A 17,193-nucleotide genomic window follows, 5' to 3' on the forward strand; every position below is an offset into this window, starting at 1 on the left:
TCTGCAGCGCGCAGCCGACTTTGTGCTCGCCTTGGAGGCGCAACGATCCGTGAGTGGGACTTATGGGTAACGATATGGCTTTAAAGGGCTGGAATCACCATCGAACCTTAAGGGGGCGGTGGTTGCCATGGGAGCCGGCCTGAGGGCCAGTCCGAAAGGGTTGGAATTACCCACCGGACCCTACAGCGACTCGGGCAGCGCGCTTAGCGGTAACGCCCGGCGTGATGAGACAGAAGTCAACAGACGGCATAGTAGCCAAACGCCCACTGTAATGGGTGGGACAGGGTGAAGGCACGAACCTTCGGCAACGAGCGAGCCTGGCGAATCTCAATGGCTGAATGGCACCCGACCGGGTGAATCGGCCTTGGCGGTTCGTTACGTAACCAGCGTTGGAGATCGCCAGTCTTCGGTGCTCCTTTCAAACCCGAAGGAAACGCCCCGTGCTGACCCGCATGCGGGGTGTTTTGGAGGCCGGGGGAGAAAAATCCCCGGCTATCCGTTTCAGTCGTACTGATCAGTACCCAGCGAAGTGGCGACTCGTCGATTCTTCCAGAACAATGGACTGTCCGCTAGCTGGTGTTGAAGGGTCACTACCCTGCAAACAGGGAGTGACAGCTCGTGGGACACGGTAGTCAGTCGGCCAAACCGGCGGACCGACGCGTCTGGCTGGTTTTCCGGACCTTCGTCCCCAACGCGCGGCGGTGGCGCAGAGTGGGCCAAAGGAGACCTGCCGCAAGGTGAGTGAATCCCGGAGTTTCGCGACCGAATTTCGTGGGGGGCAATTCGGGAGCAGGCGTCTCGCCTCGCGCTATCCTGCCGCGCCGCCCTTGGCGCTGGAGCGGCTGCGATAGGCGAGTCCCAAGAGGAGCAGCCCGAAGAGGATCATGGGAAGCGAGAGGATCTGGCCCATGGTCAGCCAGCCGAAGGCGAGATAGCCGATGTGTGCGTCTGGCAGCCGGACTAGCTCGACCAGGAAGCGGAAGCTGCCATAGCCGATCAGGAAGACGCCGGATACCGCCATGGTCGGCCTCGGCTTGCTGGAGAAGAGCCAGAGGATGACGAAGAGGACCAGTCCCTCGAGCGCCGCTTCATAGAGCTGGGAGGCGTGCACGGCCGGGCTATAGGTTGCGCTCGAAGCCTGGTCCAGGCACTGGCGTGGGAACTGGTCACAGGGCAGGCGCATCCCCCAGGGGAGATCCGTGCGGTGGCCCCAGAGCTCGCCGTTGATGAAGTTTCCCAGGCGTCCCGCGAGCAGGCCGGGTGGAACCAAGGGCGCGAGAAAGTCGGTCACCTGGAAGAAGCGCATACCCTGCTTGCGCGCGAAGAAGAGCATTGCCGCCAAGACACCGATCAGCCCGCCATGAAAGGACATGCCGCCCTCCCAGACCCGCAGGATGTTCAGCGGATTGGCCAGGATCTGATCGAAGCCGTAGAAGAGCATGTAGCCGAGGCGGCCGCCGACCACGGTGCCGATGACCCCATAGAAGATGAGGTCGTCGACCATGTCCTTGCTCCAGCCTTGAGTGCGGTCGGCGCGCCATCGGCCGAGCCCCCAGGCGAGGGCGAAGCCGATGAGGTACATGAGCCCGTACCAGTGGACCTTGATGGGCCCGAGGGCGAGGGCGACCGGGTCGATGTCTGGATAGGTCAGCATGGGCGCGGATGGTATCACGGCGGTGTGACGGCTTTGAACGCGTGCGCGGCCTTGCCGAAGTCGAGGTCGGGCAACTTTGGGTAGAAGCGGCCATCGCGCTCGCTGGCCCAGCTCAGGCCGGGCGGCAGGGTGTCGGTCAACAAGGCACCTGGGCGATGGGAGCTGTCTGTCGGCTGCGCGCGCCTGGATGTGGCGACGCCTGTGTATGCGAATAGACCGAAGCAGGCCTCGGCGCCATAGCCGCCGAACTGGCCGAGCAGGGATTGCTTCATGCTGAGTCCGGGAAGCGGGAGGTTCGGGCTTGCCTTGAAGGGCTCGTCGAAAGCCTCGAAGAGATGGATCTGAACGCCCTGGCTGCGTGACCAGGCCAAAGCCTCGCGCACGAAGGCGCTGGCCAAGGTAGCGTTGAAATAGCCTTGGAAGCGCTGGATCCCGTGCGGGGGGATGCGCGCCCGAGTGCCGTCTAGCGCAGCCGCGAGCTGGGCGAAGGCGGTCCCGGGCTTCGGCTCGCGGCCGTCCTTGCGGTATCCGGGCAGATTGAAGGAGATCCCGTTGGCTGGATGGCCGATCTCTCCGATCATGAGCTCGATGTCGCGGCCGCCGGGCAGGGCGCGGATGCAGGACTCCAAGTGGCGCCACTGTTTGCTCAGCTCGCCGCTCACCGGGTCGAAATAGACCTGCCAGTGACCGGATTCGCGGGCCGATTCCACGGCCTCCGGGCTGGGATAGCGATTCTCCATCAGGAAGTCGGCCGCGGAGACGAGATCCGCGACGTCTCGGGTGAACTGCCGCAGCGCCGGGTCGGGCGCGCTCGAATCCAGCGCCACGAATTGATTGCCGCGGACGCCCACCTTGAGATCCAAGCCGGGGAAGTCGCCCGTCGGCTCCATTTGCGCCTTGGCGAAGCGCAGCATTGCGGTGATCTGCTGCATAGGCGTGAGCTGGCCGTCATGACTGGACGATGCGATCTGCGCATACTCGTTCGAGACGACCAGGTGGGTCACGGTGCCCGGAAACCGCGCGTTTGCCGTTTGGGCCTGAGCCAGGGCGGAGAGGATCCCGAAGCGCATCCGGTCGTTCATCAGGCTGCCGGCAACCGCGAGATTGTCGACGCCGAGCTTGATGCTCAGCAGCCGCTTCCCGGCCTGGGCATTGATCTCGGCCGCCGCCAAGGCGACTTGGGCGTTCGCGTCTCCGAGGAAGAAGCCCGGGTTGAGCACCGCGCCGGGCGCGTCCTTCCGGGCCGGCGCAAAGAGCCGCTGATGCACGGCGATCAGCGCCAGATCCTTGCCCGGACGCCCGCGCGTCTCGACCTGGATCAGCTCCGGGGCGGGGCGGACGTAAACGGCAGTCGGCGGGAAGTAGAAGAGGACCTGCTCGACGCTCGTCCTGGGAGTCGCGCCTTGGCTTCCGGTTCGCGCAACGGCGACGTCGCTCGTCGTCCAGACCGGGAAGATCGCGTACTCCTCTTCGCTCAGGGTCCGCCAGTAGCCGGTCTGGAAGCCCGTGCCATAGGTGGCCAAGGCCAAGGGGGCGCCATCCGCCTGCGCGGCCAGATAGCTGAGCTGACGAAAGACCGATGCCTGGTGGTCGACCGGTCGGGCGGCCGTGGGCTGGCTTCCCTCAGGCTCACGGGCGTAGGTGCGGCTCCAGGCCGCGGCGCCGGCGTTTCTCAGTGCGTCTGGGCTGACCCTGAGCTGCCCACGTGCGGCGATGCTCATCAGCTGGCCCTGGCTGTTCAAGGTGAGCGAGAGCTCCTGGCGGGCGGCGATGAGCGTGTGCTCCGGTCGCTCCGGGTCGATTCCTCCCGAATAGGTGTTGAACGCCGGGACGCTGTGGTGTCCTGGCGCATAGGGGCTGTCCGGATGTTGGCTCCAGTGTCCGATGTAAGGCTGGTAGGCCAAGCCCAGGATCGGCGAGCCGGATGCTGGCGTGGCCGACATCCAGAGCATGAGCGCTGCAAAAACAAGGGCAGGGCTGGCTCTGCGCACCCTGGCGAAGCCGTCGGCGCGCTTGCTCAGCGGCCTCCTCCCGTCCGCTTGGCCTTGCTCGGATTGCGCAGCAGCACATAGACCGCGCCCGTGCCGCCGTCGCGACGGGTCGCCGAGCAGAATGCCAGCACCTGATCATAGAGTCGGAGCCAGTAGTTGACCTTCTGCTTGAGGACCGGCTGCTTCCCGGACGAGCGGTAGCCCTTGCCGTGGATGATGCGGGCGCAGCGCACGCGGCGGTGCGCGCACTCGGCGAGGAACTCGGCGAGCACGGCACGCGCGTGCTCGGCGTAGAGTCCGTGCAGGTCCACTTCCAGGCCGACCTCGATGGCGCCGCGCTGAAGGTCCGCAAGCACGCGGCGCTGGATCCCAGGGCGGGAGAAGAGCAGATAATCGTGCGTCTCCACCTCGGCTTCGGAGAGCTGCTCGGTCTCGTCCTCGGGTGTCTCGATCGGCTTCGGCCGCGGGACTGGACGTGGCTTGACGCGGTAGGGATCCGCCTGCTCCGATTGGATGGGCTGCACGTCCTGAACCTGCTCGCGAAACAATTCAAGATCAGTTTCTTGGATGTGTTTCTTCATTTGCGATCGAGGTCCGTGTGGCGGCGCCGGGGTGGCCGGATTATAACAGCGGGCGCGCTGCTTTCGGTCGGGGTGCCGATGCCTCGGCCTTGGGGTATCATCCCAGGCGTCCTCCCCGCCTGCGGCTCATGCGTGCGGCTGCGGCATCCGCCGCACGAGGGAGCCCGAAGACAAGAAGCAGGCTGCCCGTGCGCCGAGCCCCGCCCCCTGGGCGCTTCCTCGAGCGCGCCAATGGAGCCGTTCCCCGAAAGAGACACTGAAGAGCCGATGAAGATCCTTGCCAGCAATGACGACGGGTACCGATCACCAGGCTTGATCACCCTCGTCGATGCGCTGCGCCGGCTGGGAGAGGTCTTCGTGGTCGCGCCGGAGCGCGATCGCAGCGGCGCCAGCAACTCCTTGACGCTGGATGTGCCCTTACGTGCCGAGCGCATGGAGAACGGCTTCATTCGCGTCGACGGCACCCCGACGGATTGCGTTCATCTCGCCCTGACCGGCCTCTCGGAGGTCGATCCGGATATTGTCGTCGCCGGCATCAACCATGGACCGAATCTGGGCGACGACGTGCTCTATTCGGGCACGGTCGCGGCGGCGACCGAGGGACGCTTCCTCGGGCTGCCGTCGATGGCCGTGTCCATCGCCGCGCATGCGCCGCGTCATCTGGAGACGGCGGCGCAGATCGCCGTACGGCTCGTCGAGAACCTGCGCCAGAGCCCGCTGGAGCCCAGTATCATCCTGAACGTGAACGTTCCGGACGTCCCGCTCGATGAGATTCGCGGGCTTGCGGCGACGCGGCTTGGCCATCGGCATAAGGCGGAGCCGGTTATCCGCTCGATCGACCCGCGCGGGCGGGCCATCTACTGGGTCGGACCGGCCGGGCCCGAGCAGGACGCCGGTCCGGGAACCGACTTCGATGCGATCCGCAACGGATTTGTCTCGATCACCCCGTTGCAGGTCGATCTGACGCGGCATTCCGCAATGGAGACGCTCGGGTGCTGGCTAGAAGCATGCAATTGACATGGGAGGACTTCGACCCGGGCATCGGGATGACCTCGCGGCGCACGCGCGAGCGGCTTGTCGCGCGTCTGCGCCAAGCCGGCATCCGCTCCCCGGAAGTGCTTGCCGTGATTGGGGCGCTGCCGCGCCACCTCTTCGTCGACGAGGCCCTGGCGAGCCGAGCCTACGAAGATTCCGCGCTACCGATCGGCTACGGGCAGACGCTCTCCCAGCCCTACACGGTGGCGCGCATGACCGAGGCGCTGCTCGAATCCGCCCAGCCCGACACAGTGCTCGAGATCGGCACTGGCTCCGGCTTCCAGACGGCGGTGCTGGCCTCTTTGGTGCGTCGTGTCTATAGCGTCGAGCGTTTGCGGGAGCTGCTCGGCTGCGCGCAGGAGCGGCTGCGCGTCCTCAAGAAGCGCAACGTGCGCTTCAGGCATGGTGACGGTGCCCTGGGTTGGCGTGAGTATGCACCCTACCAGGGCATCATGGTCACGGCCGCGCCTCGCGGGGTGCCACGGGCGCTGGCCGAGCAGCTGGCGCCGGGCGGCGTCATGATCCTGCCCATGGGCGAGGGGGCGAAACAGATGCTCGTGCGCCTGACGCGGACCAGCGTCGGCTTCAAGCACGAGGTCCTCGAGACCGTGAGCTTCGTTCCCCTGCTCAACGGCGTTTCCTGAAGCGCTCGCCCCATGGGGCGACGGGGCTCGGATGGTTGCTGATAAGGAGAGACTGCGGTTCCGTGGTCGAACGATGACCTTGTTTCGAGAGTCAAGGGTCCCACTCTCACGCATGTGCGCTGAACGGGCATCAGCGGCCGCGCTGATTGCCGCGCTCGTCGTGCTCATCGTGCACATCGTTTCAGGCTGCGCCTCTCCCCGACCTGCTCCCATTTACGGCTGGAATTGGACTGGGCCCGCCCCGGAGGGCTTCTATCTGGTCCGCAGCGGCGACAGCTTGAGCCTGGTGTCCGAGCGGCTCGGCGTCAGCATGCGGAAGCTCGCCAAGTGGAATCGCCTGCGACCGCCCTACCGGATCTATGCCGACACATTGCTGCGGGTGACTCCACCGGACGGCAAGCCGCCGAGGCGAGTGGCCGCGGCACCAAGGCGATCGGGGCCGACGCAGAAGGGCCCGGCGGAGAGACGGGATGCGTCGCCGCCAAAGCCCTCGGCATCGCGGCAGACGAGGGTGCCCGCCAAGTCCTCCGCAGATCGCGAGGCTGCCGGGAGCCGGGCTGGGCCATCATCGGTGACTTGGCGGTGGCCGCTGGATGGTGAGCTGGCGAAGCGCTTCCGCGCCGGGGATCGCACGCGACAGGGAATCCGCATCAAGGGCAGGGCTGGCGAGCAGGTGCGGGCGGCAGCCGCCGGCGTGGTTGTCTATAGCGGGAGTGGACTCAAGGGATACGGCAATCTTACTATCGTGAAGCATAACAATAAGTACCTGAGCGCCTACGGATTTAACCGCAGATTGCTTGCGGCTGAAGGGGATAGCGTCCGGGGTGGCCAGGCTATCGCTGAGATCGGGAAGGGCCCGGATGGCGACCATATCCTGCACTTCGAGGTGCGGCGAGATGGTGTCGCGGTCGATCCAATCCTCTACCTGCCGGCCCGACGATAGGCTCCGAAAACAGTGAAGGGAGGACCAGGTGGATGTCATCCGCCAAAGAACGCGAGACCAATGACAGCCCGTCGGAAGCCGACAGCGAATCGATAACGCTTGGGGAGGACTCGGAAGCGGTGGATGCGCAAGACTCCGAGGAGATCGCGGAGGATTCGGCCGCGGCGGAGACCTCCGAGGAGCCCTCGCCCGAGCGCTTCAGCTCGGGCGAGACGGACTTCGACGCGACACGTCTCTATCTCAACGAGATCGGCGAGTCCAAGCTGCTGACGGCGGAGGAAGAGGTTCAGCTCGCAAGGCTTGCGCAAGCCGGTGACAACGCCGCGCGGCAGCGCATGATCGTCAGCAATCTTCGCCTAGTGGTGAAGATCGCCCGCCGCTACCTCAACCGTGGGCTGCCGCTGCTCGATCTCATCGAGGAGGGCAATCTGGGTCTGATCCGCGCCGTCGAGAAATTCGATCCGGAGCGCGGCTTCCGCTTCTCGACCTATGCGACTTGGTGGATCCGCCAGACCATCGAGCGCGCCATCATGAACCAGACGCGGACCGTGCGTCTGCCGATCCACGTCGTTAAAGAGATCAACGTCTACCTCAAGGCGTCGCGCAAGCTCGCTCAACGACTGGATCATGAGCCAACCAGCGAGGACATCGCACATCTTCTCGATAAGCCCATTGGGGACGTCAAGCGGATGCTCGGGCTGAACGAGCGCATTGCCTCGGTCGACACGCCCTACAGCAAGGACGCCGACAAGCCGATGGTCGACATGCTCCAGGATGAAGCCGCGGCGGATCCGTCGGACCGGATTCAGGACACCAATATCCGCACCAACCTCGACCATTGGCTGGGAAAGCTCAACGACAAGCAGCGTGAGGTCGTCGAGCGCCGTTTTGGCCTACATGGCTACGAGAACTCGACTCTGGAAAGCGTCGCGCAGGAGCTGGGCGTGACGCGCGAGCGTGTACGTCAGATCCAAATGGATGCGCTTCGACGCTTGCGGGATATTCTCGAGAAGGAAGGGTTTTCGATCGATTCCTTTTTTAAATAGGCCAATTAGTTTCGTCTAATCCGCCTTGTTTCTTAAGGTCATTCCTCCCTGAGCGCACCCCTAAGTAACTGATTGTGGCATATGCCGCAGTCGACTGCGCCATTTACCCCAGTTTGTGTTGACTTTCTGATCGCAATCCATTGATATGTGGAGCGCGGCGCCATGGGATGATGGCATCTTGCCCTCAGGCTGGAATGCCTCATAACCTCTTGTGTTGTTTCCCAATTTGTCTGGGAGGGTCTATGCAAGCCAGTCTGGAGCAGAAGTACAATTTCGACATTGTACGCTGGTTCACGATCATGGCCGTTGTCTACCTTGTGGTAGGGGCGGCTGTTGGGGTCTACATCGCTTCGGAATTGGCTTGGCCGTTCCTGAACTTCGATAGCCCTTATATCTCATTCGGTCGCTTGCGTCCGGTGCATACCAATGCTGTCATCTTCGCCTTCGGCGGCTGTACCCTCATGGCGACGGCCTTCTACACGGTGCAGCGTACCTGTGGCGTGAGGCTCTGGAGCGACAAGATGGCGCGGTTCACCTTCTGGGGGTGGAACGCCGTCATCGTGCTCGCCGTGCTGACGCTCCCATTCGGCATTACTCAATCCAAAGAATATGCCGAGCTGGAGTGGCCGATCGACATCCTCATTGCGGTCGTTTGGCTGTCCTTCACGATCAACTTCCTGATGACGATCGCGACGCGCAAGACCTCGCACATCTATGTGTCGAATTGGTTCTTCCTCGGCATGATGGTCATGATCGTCTACCTCCATGTCGTCAACAGCCTGGCGATTCCGGTCGGACTCTTTAAGTCCTACTCCATCTTCTCCGGCGTGCAGGACGCGATGATCCAATGGTGGTGGGGCCATAACGCGGTGGGCTTTTATCTGACCGCTGGCTTCCTGGGCATCATGTACTACTTCGTGCCCAAGCAAGCCGGGCGACCCATCTATTCCTATCGCCTCTCCGTCATTCACTTCTGGGCCCTGATGTTCGGCTACGTCTGGCTGGGGGCGCATCACCTTCAATACACAGCATTGCCTGACTGGACGGGCTCCCTGGGCGCCGCGGTCTCCATCGCCATGATCATCCCGTCCTGGGGCGGAGCCGTAAACGGCATGATGACCCTTTCGGGCGCCTGGGACCGTCTGCGTACCGACTATGTGCTGCGCTTCCTCATCATCGCCCTGGCCTTCTACGCCATGTCGACCTTCGAGGGGCCTGTCATGTCGCTCAAGACCGTCAATGCGCTGTCGCACTATACGGATTGGACCATCGGCCACGTCCACTCTGGCGCGCTTGGCTGGGTCGCCGGTATCTCCATCGGTGCCATCTACCACCTGATGACGCGGCTCTACCACACCGAGATGTTCTCCGAGCGTCTGATCAACTTCCACTTCTGGACCGCGACCATCGGCACGGTGATCTACATCGTTGCCATGTGGGTCTCCGGCATCATGCAGGGCCTGATGTGGCGCGCCTACGACGAATACGGCACCTTGGCCTACACCTTCGTGGAGTCGGTCGATGCCATGCATCCCTACTACGCGATGCGCGCCATTGGCGGGATGATCTTCCTGCTCGGTGCTGTGGTGATGCTCTTCAACGTCCTGATGACCGTGCGCAAGTCCGTCACGTCCGGAAGCCTGGACAAGGCCCGCGCCGTTCCGGCCGCAGCCTAAGGGGAGAAGATGATGTCTGACAAACGACCCAAGGTGAAGGTCAAGAGCTTTCAGGAATGGATGGAGGTCAACATCTGGGGATTGTTGATCGTCCTCGGACTGGTGCTCTCCGTCGGCGGACTGGTGGAGATCGTCCCGCTCTTCTTCATGGATAAGACCATGGAGCATAACAAGTTCCCCGAGATCGTCTGGGAAAAAGCGGGGCAGGAGCCGATCGTCACGGTCGGCGAGGATGGCAAGGAGCAATGGAACTGGCAGCCGGGCGATGGCGTGCGGCCCTTGACCGCCGTCGAGCTTGCCGGGCGCGACGTCTATCAGCGCGAGGGCTGCTATCTGTGTCACTCGCAGATGGTCCGCCCCTTCCGCGACGAGAAAGAGCGCTACGGCCACTACTCGCTGGCCTCGGAGTCCATGTTCGACCATCCCTTCCAGTGGGGGTCGAAGCGGACTGGGCCGGATCTGGCGCGCGTTGGTGGAAAATACTCGGATGAGTGGCAGCGCCAGCATCTGTACGATCCACGCTCCGTTGTTCCTGAGTCCGTCATGCCGAGCTATCCGTGGCTCGAGGAGTCCTATCTCAACGGCAAGAAGCTGAGGCGCCACATGGGCGGCTTGCGGCTCGTCGGTGTTCCCTACTCGGATGCCGATCTCGCGGCTGCGCCGGCCTTGGCCGAGGGCAAGACCGAAATGGACGCCCTGGTGTCCTACCTGCAGGTGCTGGGCACCATGGTCACGCTCGATGAGTCAAAGGCCTATCGTGAATAGTCTGCTCGAGTATTTCGAGACCGATTGGCAGGCGATGACGGTCAATGACTGGGTCGGAACCATCCTCACTGTCGTCATCTTCCTGCTCATGATCGTGGCGTATTTCCAGGTCTTCCGTCCCAAGAACCGGGAGCGGCTCGAAGCCAAGAAGCACATCCCGTTCGACGAGGACAACGAGTAATTACGGAGACTCCCATGGCGGAACACAATCCATTCCCCGGTGAGAACAACACCGGTCATGTCTGGGACGACAATCTACGCGAGCTTAAGAACCCGCCGCCACGCTGGTGGATGCTGGGCTTGTGGGCCTCCATCCTCTGGGTCGTCGGCTATTCGCTGCTCTATCCGTCCTGGCCGGTTGGCCAGGAGCCGACGCCCGGGATTCTCGGTTGGAGCCAGATGAAGGAATATCAGGAAGGCATGGCCCAGGTCGAGGCCAAGCGCGCCAAGTTCGAGGACCAGATCAAGGGGATGTCGGCCAATGAGATCCTGGCGGATCCCGGGCTGAAGCAGTACACCTTGGCTTCGGCGAAGGTCCTCTTCGGCGACAACTGCTCTGCCTGTCACGGCAGCGGCGGTCAGGGCAACCCGGGCTATCCGGTGCTCGCGGACGACGACTGGCTCTATGGCGGCACCACCGCCAAGATTGCCGAGTCCATCGCCATCGGCCGCCAAGGTGCCATGACGCCGCACAAGGACATCTTGACGGAGGCCGAGATCGACACCCTGGCCAAGTGGACCGTGCAGATGGCCGAGACCAATGGCGAAGGCGGTAGTGAGGAGGGCTGGAATCTCTTCAAGACGAAGGGGTGCACCGCCTGTCATGGTCAGAGCGGGAATGGCGTCCTTGCGGAGCTCCCCGGCGGGAATATCGTGACCGTCGGCGCGGCCAACCTGACGGATGGGATCTGGCGTTTCAAGCCAGGCGGCTATGAGAGCGCCAGGTACACCATCGTCAACGGCGTGAATCAGCCCTCCAATCCGGATGCGCGCAACGCCGTGATGCCTGCATTCGGTCAGACGGGCCAGCTCACGGATCAGGAGATCAAGAAGCTCGTGGTCTATGTCCACGAGCTTGGCGGCGGCCAGTAGATCTGAGCGAGACGGTTGCCTAGAGGTCCCAGGTCCGCACTTGGATCTGGGGCTCTCTGCGGGGGCTGAGAGCCGAGACAGCCGTCCGGTGTCGAATGTTTGCGAGTACAACCTTGAGGGCGAGTGCATATGGGGGGATTCTTTCTGACCTGGGACGCGGTGGCGCTGACCTCGATTGCAATGGTGATCATCGCGATCGGCATCGTCATCTTCCTCGGATTCAAGATCGTCGAGCTGATGAAGCGCGACGCCGAGACCAACAAGGGCGAGAAATCCTAGGAACTGTTGCGGGGGTTGAGACGTCCATGGAATCAGGGGGATAGCCATCCCCCTTTTTCTTCGCTGAGCAAGCGCGGGGGACGCTCGACCCTTGGATCGGTGAGAGCGGGGCTCAGATCGGCGTACGGTTGATCGACATAAGAAGAAGAGAGGGGAGGGCATTTGCGCGTATCGGCGTTGATCGGTGCGCTTGATTCCGGACTGACCCTGCAGTGGAGATGGTCAACTTGAGTACGAACGAAGCAGCAAAGCCGCCTTCCGCCGTGGACGACCTCTACGAAGAGGCCGACGACTGGCACGTCAACACGGGCGGCGAGACCATCCACGCCAAGCGGATCCCAGGCCGCTGGCGCACCTTCAAATGGCTGATGGCCTCCGTCTGGCTGATCTTCTTCCTCGGCCCCTATCTGCGCTGGGATGGCCGCCAGGCAGTCCTCTTCGACATTCCGAATCGGCAGTACCACATCTTTTCCGCGACCGTCCTTCCACAAGACTTCTGGATGCTGTCGCTGCTGCTGCTTTTCTTCGCCATCCTGCTCGCCGTGCTGACCGCCTTGGCCGGGCGCGTCTGGTGCGGCTACTTCTGCTTTCAGACGGTGTGGACGGATCTCTTCACCTGGATCGAGGAAAAGCTGGAAGGGCCGCCCGCCGCCCGCCGCAAGCTCGACCAAGCGCCGCTGACTGCCCGCAAGGCCCGCATCAAGGGGACCAAGCACATCCTCTGGATCCTCATCGGCTTCTTCACTGGGCTCAGTTTCGTCGCCTGGTTCACGGACGCCCCAAGGCTGTGGAGCACCTTTTTTACCGGACAGGCCAATGGCGCGGCCTACACCACGGTCGCGCTCTTCACGGCGGGTACCTATGTCCTGGCCGGCTTTCTGAGGGAGCAGACCTGCTTCTGGCTCTGCCCCTACGCCAGGATCCAAGGGGTCATGCTGGACAAGACCACCATCTTGCCGACCTACGACGAGAAGCGCGGCGAGCCGCGCGGAAGGGTCAAGCGCGGTGGCAAGGAAGAGGGTCGGGCGACCGGGGACTGTGTCGATTGCAATCAATGTGTCGTCGTTTGTCCGACCGGGGTCGACATTCGGCGTGGGCAGCAGGAGGGCTGCATCACCTGTGCGCTCTGTATCGACGCCTGTGATCAGGTGATGGAGAAGGTCGGCCGTCCGCGTGGCCTCATTCGCTACGCCTCGCTGGACGAGATCGAAGGCCGCCCGACGAAGCGCATGATCCTGCGCCCGCGGGTTTGGGTCTATTCGACGATCCTCATCGTGGCGCTTGCCGGCATCGTCTATGGTCTCACCTCACTCGCCCCGGTCGAGCTGAAAGTGCTCCATGAGCGCGCGCCGCTCTTCGTGCTACAGAGCGACGGCTCCATCCAGAACAAATACACCCTCAAGATCCTCAACAAGACGCCCGAGCCAGTGACGGTTCGCGTGAGTGCCTCCGGGCACGACGACCTGATCTTGATGGGGGCGGAGGACCCGATCCTGTCCGAGGCTGGCGGCGTGACGCCGACGAACGTGTTCGTGCGGATCCCCGAGCGGGCGCTGAAATCCGAGCAGCAGCCCATCACCTTCTATATCGACGGGACGCGTGCCTCAGGCACGCCTGTGGAGGCCGAGCGCGAGAGCGTCTTCATCGGTCCTCGACGCTGACGTTTTGCGCAATGGTGGATGTATGCCCATGAGCCTCATCGAAAGAATCCCACACGACTCGGCCTTCCGCAGCCCTTGGGTACTGGGCTGGATCGGACTGGTCGTAACCGTCCTCGCCGTCAATGCCACCATGGTCTATCTGGCCTTTGCGACCAGCCCAGGGCTGGTCAACGCCGACTATTACGAGCGCGGCCAGAACTACGAGCAAACGCTCCTGTCTCGCAAGGCGAGGGCGCCGCAGTGGACTATCGAGGCGGACATCCCGGCCGCCCTCAAGGTGGACAAGTCGGAGTGGATCCGGGTCTTCCTGGTGGACAAGGCGGGGCAGCCGGTGGATCCCGACGCCGTGACCTTCTACGCCTATCGGCCATCGGATGCGGGGCAGGACTTCTCCATCCCCATGACCCGCGAGGATCGCGGCCGCTATGTCGCCAAGGCCAGCTTCCCCTTGATCGGCGTCTGGGACACCCTGATTGCGGTGCATTCCGGTGAGGATGAGTACAGCATTGGCGAGCGGGTGAGTGTCGGCCGCTACTGAGTCGGCGCGGGCCTCCGAGAGCCCGCTGACTAGACTGCCTCCTTCCAGCGTTGCGGCGGCCAAGGTCGCCGGCGCGTTGGACGAATGCTGCTTCCATTGCGGTTTGCCCGTCAGCGGCGATGCCCGCGAGACGGCCAGCATCGCGGGCGCCGAGCGCAGCTTCTGCTGCACCGGCTGCAAGGCCGTCTGCGAGGCCATCTTCGCGGCCGGCCTTGAGGGCTTCTATCGGCGCACGCCCGAGGGGGAGGTCCTGGGGCCGCCGCCCGAGCCGCCCAAGGATCTGGCGCTCTTCGATCTCGATGTCGTCCAGGAGGAATTCACGGACGTCGCCTGCGAGGGGCGCGAGATCAATCTGCTGGTGGAAGGTATCCACTGCGCCGCCTGCGTCTGGCTGATCGAGAAGGGGCTGGAATCCCTGCCCGGCGTCGAGGAGGCGCGCGTCAACCTGACCGGCCGGCGTCTGCGGGTGCGCTGGGACAACGGCCGCCTCAAGCTCTCGCGTATCCTGAGGCGTCTCGCCGACATCGGCTACGCGGCCACACCCTTCGACCCCAATTCGGCCGAGAGCGCGATCGGGCGCGAGAACCGCGACCTCCTGCTGCGCATGGCCTGGGCTGGCTTCGCGATGATGAACCTGCTCTGGGTGTCCATCGCGCTCTACAGTGGCGCCGATCAGGGCGAGCACCGCGACTTCTTTCACTGGATCGGCTTCGTGCTGGCCACGCCGACCCTGGTGTATTCGGGCGCGCCCTTCTACAAAGGCGCCTGGTCGGGTCTGCGCTCCGGCTATCTCAGCATGGACCTGCCGATCGCCATCGGCGTGACGACGACCTACGGCTATTCGCTCTACGTCACCCTTGGCGGCTCCGAGATCGGTGCGGTCTATTGGGACACGGTCGTCAACTTCCTCTTCGTCATCCTGGTCGGCCGCTATCTGGAGGCGATCTCGCGTCGCCGCGCCGTGGCATCGACTCAGCGCCTGCTGGACCTTCAGCCCAAGGTGGCGACTCGTCTCGACGGAGATCGCGAGGAGGTCGTCCCCATTCGCTCCCTCCAGGTCGGTGAGCGGGTCCTGGTGCGCCCGGGCGAGCGCATCCCGGTTGATGGCGAGGTGGTCGAGGGCGGGAGCGGCGTCGACGAGTCCATGCTCAGCGGAGAGTCGCGCAAGGTCGCCAAGGCCGTGGGAGACAGCGTCGCTGCCGGCACCATCAATGGGGCCGGTGTTCTCCAGGTCCGTATCTCCGGACTGCTGCGCGAGACCGCGCTGGGTCGCATCATCGGACTGGTGGAAGCGGCGCAGTCCAGCCGCGCCCCCATCCAGCGCCTGGCCGATCGTGTCGTGCCCTGGTTCGTCGCCGCGACCCTCGGCCTCGCGGTACTGACCTTCCTCGTCTGGCTGCGGACGGATGTCGAGGTCGCCCTCATGGCGGCCACGGCAGTGCTCATCATCACCTGTCCCTGCGCCTTCGGCCTGGCGACGCCCATGGCGGTAGCCGTCGCGTCCGGCCTGGGCGCCTCGCGCGGCATCCTGGTCAAGAATGGCGCCGTCCTCGAGCGTCTTTCGGCGATTCGGCACATCGTTTTCGATAAGACGGGGACGCTGACCGAGGGCCGGCCGCAGGTGGTCGCGCTGCGGGATGCGGCTAGCGGGTGGCAGGTGTGCGACACCGACCCTGTCGATGGCGCGGTGGGCTTGCCGCTCGGTGCTGCGCAGCGGGGCCAGCTCCGGCGTCTTGGCGCACTCGAGCGTTTGTCCGAGCATCCGGTGGCGCGCGCCATTCTCGACCTCTGCGAGCGCTCGCAGCTCAGCACCGCGGGACTGAGCGTGACCGAGACGCGCGTCGCTCCTGGGCTGGGCATCTGCGGTCGGGTTGACGGCGAAATGCTGGTCATCGGCACTCACGAATGGCTTGCCAGCAACGGCGTGACCGAGCGGCTGCAGAGGGATGTCCCCGCGCAATCCGGGGCGGAGGGTCTGGTGCACTGCGCCATCAATGGCCGCGAGGTCATGCAGCTGCGCATCGCCGACCGCCTTCGCCCAGGGGCCGCGGACTTGGTCGCCCGCATGCGCGCCCGCGGGATTCGCGTCACCATGCTGACAGGAGACAGGCGCGAGGCCGCCGAGCGAATCGCCGCCCAGCTCGGCGACATTGCGGTGATCGCCGAGGTGCTGCCGGATGAGAAGGACGCCGTGATCGACCGCTTGCAGCGCGATGGTACCCCGGTCGCCATGGTGGGTGACGGTGTCAACGACGCCCCTGCCTTGACGCGGGCAGACGTCGGCATCGCCATGGGCAGCGGAACGGACGTCTCCATCGCCAGCGCCGACATCGTGCTCATCTCCAGCGAGCTGGAGCGCGTCATCGAGGCCACCGAGCTGTCGCGGCGAACGCTGAGGGCGATCCGGCAGAACATCGGCATCTCGATTCTCTACAATCTCGTCATGGTGCCGCTCGCGATGAGCGGGGTCATCACGCCCTTGATCGCCGCGGTCTCGATGCCCCTGAGCTCATTGGCGGTCATCGGCAACTCCGCGCGCATCCGCACCTTCGTCAAGGCACTTTGAGCCAGTTCACAGTCCTGGGTCACTCTGGTGTCGAAGATGTTGCCCAACTGGTGGAGAATATTGAGATGGATGTCATCTACGGCCTGATACCAGGCATGCTGGTCTTGGGGGTCGCGGCCGTGGCCGTGCTCTTCTGGGCAGCTCGCAGCGGACAGTTCGACGATCTGGACGGGGATGGCAGGCGTCTCTTGCTCGACGAAGACGAGGTCGACCCCAGACGCCTGCCGGATGCCGATCCGGACGAGGATGGCAGCGCGCGTGGCAGCTGAGTCGCTTGCTGGTGCCGCGGGCAGGACCTGTGGGCAGAGACGGACCGCGCTCAGGCGCAACCCGACAATTGATAACCAAGGAGCTCGAGCATGCTACTCGACGATGAACGGCGTAATTTCAAGCGGATGATCGCCGAGACCCAGATCGATGTGACACGGCTGTCGAGCGGTGAAACATTCACCGCCAAGCTCGTCAACCTGAGCGCGTCCGGATGCGCCTTCCTCTCGGATCTGGCCATCGAGGCGGATGAGGCGCTGGACATCCTGATTCGCAGCCCCAGCGAGCGGCTGGATCCGCTGCGGCGCTCGGGCCAGGTCGCGCGCTTTACCCAAACGGACGAGGGGCGATTGGTCGCGGTCCATTTCACCGGCAGCGCCTGAGCTTCCTGGCCTGAGTCATGCCTTGCTCGGTGACCCTTATCGCGAGGCATGAGTCGCGCCGAGGCAGTCTGT

At 64.0% G+C, this 17,193-nt stretch carries 17 protein-coding genes; 14 read left to right on the plus strand and 3 right to left on the minus strand.

From position 1 onward, the window contains the following. Positions 1-808 precede the first annotated feature (808 nt). The 3 genes from lgt to G3446_RS07660 form a co-directional block, all read right to left on the minus strand. Entirely contained in the window at positions 809-1,654 is an 846-nt protein-coding gene (lgt, locus tag G3446_RS07650; protein ID WP_164452240.1) for a prolipoprotein diacylglyceryl transferase, read from the minus strand. Between the two features lie 14 nt (positions 1,655-1,668). After that, positions 1,669-3,606, minus strand: coding sequence for a hypothetical protein (locus tag G3446_RS07655; RefSeq protein WP_245232370.1), 1,938 nt, complete (start codon positions 3,604-3,606; stop codon positions 1,669-1,671). 65 nt (positions 3,607-3,671) lie between these two features. After that, a complete protein-coding gene (locus tag G3446_RS07660) occupies positions 3,672-4,226 on the minus strand; it encodes a Smr/MutS family protein (protein WP_164452242.1) in 555 nt (184 codons plus the stop codon). Positions 4,227-4,493: 267 nt separating this feature from the next. Between G3446_RS07660 and surE the strand changes: the two genes are divergently transcribed. The 14 genes from surE (at position 4,494) to G3446_RS07725 (ending at position 17,121) form a co-directional block, all read left to right on the plus strand. Continuing rightward, positions 4,494-5,243, plus strand: a complete 750-nt coding sequence (gene surE, locus G3446_RS07665) for a 5'/3'-nucleotidase SurE (protein ID WP_164452243.1) — start codon at positions 4,494-4,496, stop codon at positions 5,241-5,243. Continuing rightward, positions 5,234-5,905 (plus strand): protein-L-isoaspartate(D-aspartate) O-methyltransferase, encoded by a 672-nt coding sequence (locus G3446_RS07670; RefSeq protein WP_245232371.1) that lies wholly within the window; start codon positions 5,234-5,236, stop codon positions 5,903-5,905. The genes surE and G3446_RS07670 overlap by 10 nt, the downstream gene beginning before the upstream one ends. A gap of 112 nt (positions 5,906-6,017) precedes the next feature. Next, complete coding sequence (locus G3446_RS07675; RefSeq protein WP_164452244.1) at positions 6,018-6,848, plus strand: peptidoglycan DD-metalloendopeptidase family protein; 831 nt, start codon at positions 6,018-6,020, stop codon at positions 6,846-6,848. Positions 6,849-6,880: 32 nt separating this feature from the next. Then, positions 6,881-7,894, plus strand: coding sequence for an RNA polymerase sigma factor RpoS (rpoS, locus tag G3446_RS07680; RefSeq protein WP_209262308.1), 1,014 nt, complete (start codon positions 6,881-6,883; stop codon positions 7,892-7,894). A gap of 242 nt (positions 7,895-8,136) precedes the next feature. Next, on the plus strand, positions 8,137-9,570 hold the full coding sequence (ccoN, locus tag G3446_RS07685) for a cytochrome-c oxidase, cbb3-type subunit I (RefSeq protein ID WP_164452245.1): 1,434 nt from the start codon (positions 8,137-8,139) through the stop codon (positions 9,568-9,570). 12 nt (positions 9,571-9,582) lie between these two features. After that, positions 9,583-10,335, plus strand: a complete 753-nt coding sequence (gene ccoO, locus G3446_RS07690) for a cytochrome-c oxidase, cbb3-type subunit II (protein WP_164452246.1) — start codon at positions 9,583-9,585, stop codon at positions 10,333-10,335. Beyond that, positions 10,328-10,516 (plus strand): cbb3-type cytochrome c oxidase subunit 3, encoded by a 189-nt coding sequence (locus G3446_RS28935; RefSeq protein WP_164452247.1) that lies wholly within the window; start codon positions 10,328-10,330, stop codon positions 10,514-10,516. Before ccoO ends, G3446_RS28935 begins: the two co-directional genes overlap by 8 nt. Positions 10,517-10,530: 14 nt before the next feature. Further along, entirely contained in the window at positions 10,531-11,427 is an 897-nt protein-coding gene (gene ccoP, locus G3446_RS07700; RefSeq protein ID WP_164452248.1) for a cytochrome-c oxidase, cbb3-type subunit III, read from the plus strand. A 129-nt stretch (positions 11,428-11,556) separates the two neighbouring features. Beyond that, positions 11,557-11,706, plus strand: coding sequence for a hypothetical protein (locus G3446_RS27450; RefSeq protein ID WP_167757073.1), 150 nt, complete (start codon positions 11,557-11,559; stop codon positions 11,704-11,706). Positions 11,707-11,933: 227 nt separating this feature from the next. After that, the gene (gene ccoG / locus G3446_RS07705) at positions 11,934-13,367 is read left to right on the plus strand and encodes a cytochrome c oxidase accessory protein CcoG (protein WP_245232372.1); all 1,434 of its coding nucleotides are present in this window, start codon (positions 11,934-11,936) and stop codon (positions 13,365-13,367) included. A gap of 28 nt (positions 13,368-13,395) precedes the next feature. Next, positions 13,396-13,905 (plus strand): FixH family protein, encoded by a 510-nt coding sequence (locus tag G3446_RS07710; RefSeq protein WP_164452250.1) that lies wholly within the window; start codon positions 13,396-13,398, stop codon positions 13,903-13,905. Positions 13,906-13,981: 76 nt separating this feature from the next. After that, the gene (locus tag G3446_RS07715; protein ID WP_164452300.1) at positions 13,982-16,471 is read left to right on the plus strand and encodes a heavy metal translocating P-type ATPase; all 2,490 of its coding nucleotides are present in this window, start codon (positions 13,982-13,984) and stop codon (positions 16,469-16,471) included. A gap of 65 nt (positions 16,472-16,536) precedes the next feature. After that, entirely contained in the window at positions 16,537-16,740 is a 204-nt protein-coding gene (gene ccoS, locus G3446_RS07720; protein ID WP_164452251.1) for a cbb3-type cytochrome oxidase assembly protein CcoS, read from the plus strand. A 90-nt stretch (positions 16,741-16,830) separates the two neighbouring features. Further along, a complete protein-coding gene (locus G3446_RS07725; protein ID WP_164452252.1) occupies positions 16,831-17,121 on the plus strand; it encodes a PilZ domain-containing protein in 291 nt (96 codons plus the stop codon). The last annotated feature ends 72 nt before the right edge of the window (positions 17,122-17,193 follow it).

It is taken from the genome of Thiorhodococcus minor (genome assembly GCF_010820565.1).
Taxonomy (GTDB): domain Bacteria; phylum Pseudomonadota; class Gammaproteobacteria; order Chromatiales; family Chromatiaceae; genus Thiorhodococcus; species Thiorhodococcus minor.

Excerpts from the sequence above, each read along its gene's own strand:
- lgt (WP_164452240.1), bottom strand. The coding sequence starts at position 1,654 with ATGCTGACCTATCCAGACATCGACCCGGTCGCCCTCGCCCTCGGGCCC.
- G3446_RS07655 (WP_245232370.1), bottom strand. The coding sequence starts at position 3,606 with ATGCTCTGGATGTCGGCCACGCCAGCATCCGGCTCGCCGATCCTGGGC.
- G3446_RS07660 (WP_164452242.1), bottom strand. The coding sequence starts at position 4,226 with ATGAAGAAACACATCCAAGAAACTGATCTTGAATTGTTTCGCGAGCAG.
- surE (WP_164452243.1), top strand. The coding sequence starts at position 4,494 with ATGAAGATCCTTGCCAGCAATGACGACGGGTACCGATCACCAGGCTTG.
- G3446_RS07670 (WP_245232371.1), top strand. The coding sequence starts at position 5,234 with ATGCAATTGACATGGGAGGACTTCGACCCGGGCATCGGGATGACCTCG.
- G3446_RS07675 (WP_164452244.1), top strand. The coding sequence starts at position 6,018 with ATGTGCGCTGAACGGGCATCAGCGGCCGCGCTGATTGCCGCGCTCGTC.
- rpoS (WP_209262308.1), top strand. The coding sequence starts at position 6,881 with ATGTCATCCGCCAAAGAACGCGAGACCAATGACAGCCCGTCGGAAGCC.
- ccoN (WP_164452245.1), top strand. The coding sequence starts at position 8,137 with ATGCAAGCCAGTCTGGAGCAGAAGTACAATTTCGACATTGTACGCTGG.
- ccoO (WP_164452246.1), top strand. The coding sequence starts at position 9,583 with ATGTCTGACAAACGACCCAAGGTGAAGGTCAAGAGCTTTCAGGAATGG.
- ccoP (WP_164452248.1), top strand. The coding sequence starts at position 10,531 with ATGGCGGAACACAATCCATTCCCCGGTGAGAACAACACCGGTCATGTC.
- G3446_RS27450 (WP_167757073.1), top strand. The coding sequence starts at position 11,557 with ATGGGGGGATTCTTTCTGACCTGGGACGCGGTGGCGCTGACCTCGATT.
- G3446_RS07710 (WP_164452250.1), top strand. The coding sequence starts at position 13,396 with ATGAGCCTCATCGAAAGAATCCCACACGACTCGGCCTTCCGCAGCCCT.
- ccoS (WP_164452251.1), top strand. The coding sequence starts at position 16,537 with ATGGATGTCATCTACGGCCTGATACCAGGCATGCTGGTCTTGGGGGTC.
- G3446_RS07725 (WP_164452252.1), top strand. The coding sequence starts at position 16,831 with ATGCTACTCGACGATGAACGGCGTAATTTCAAGCGGATGATCGCCGAG.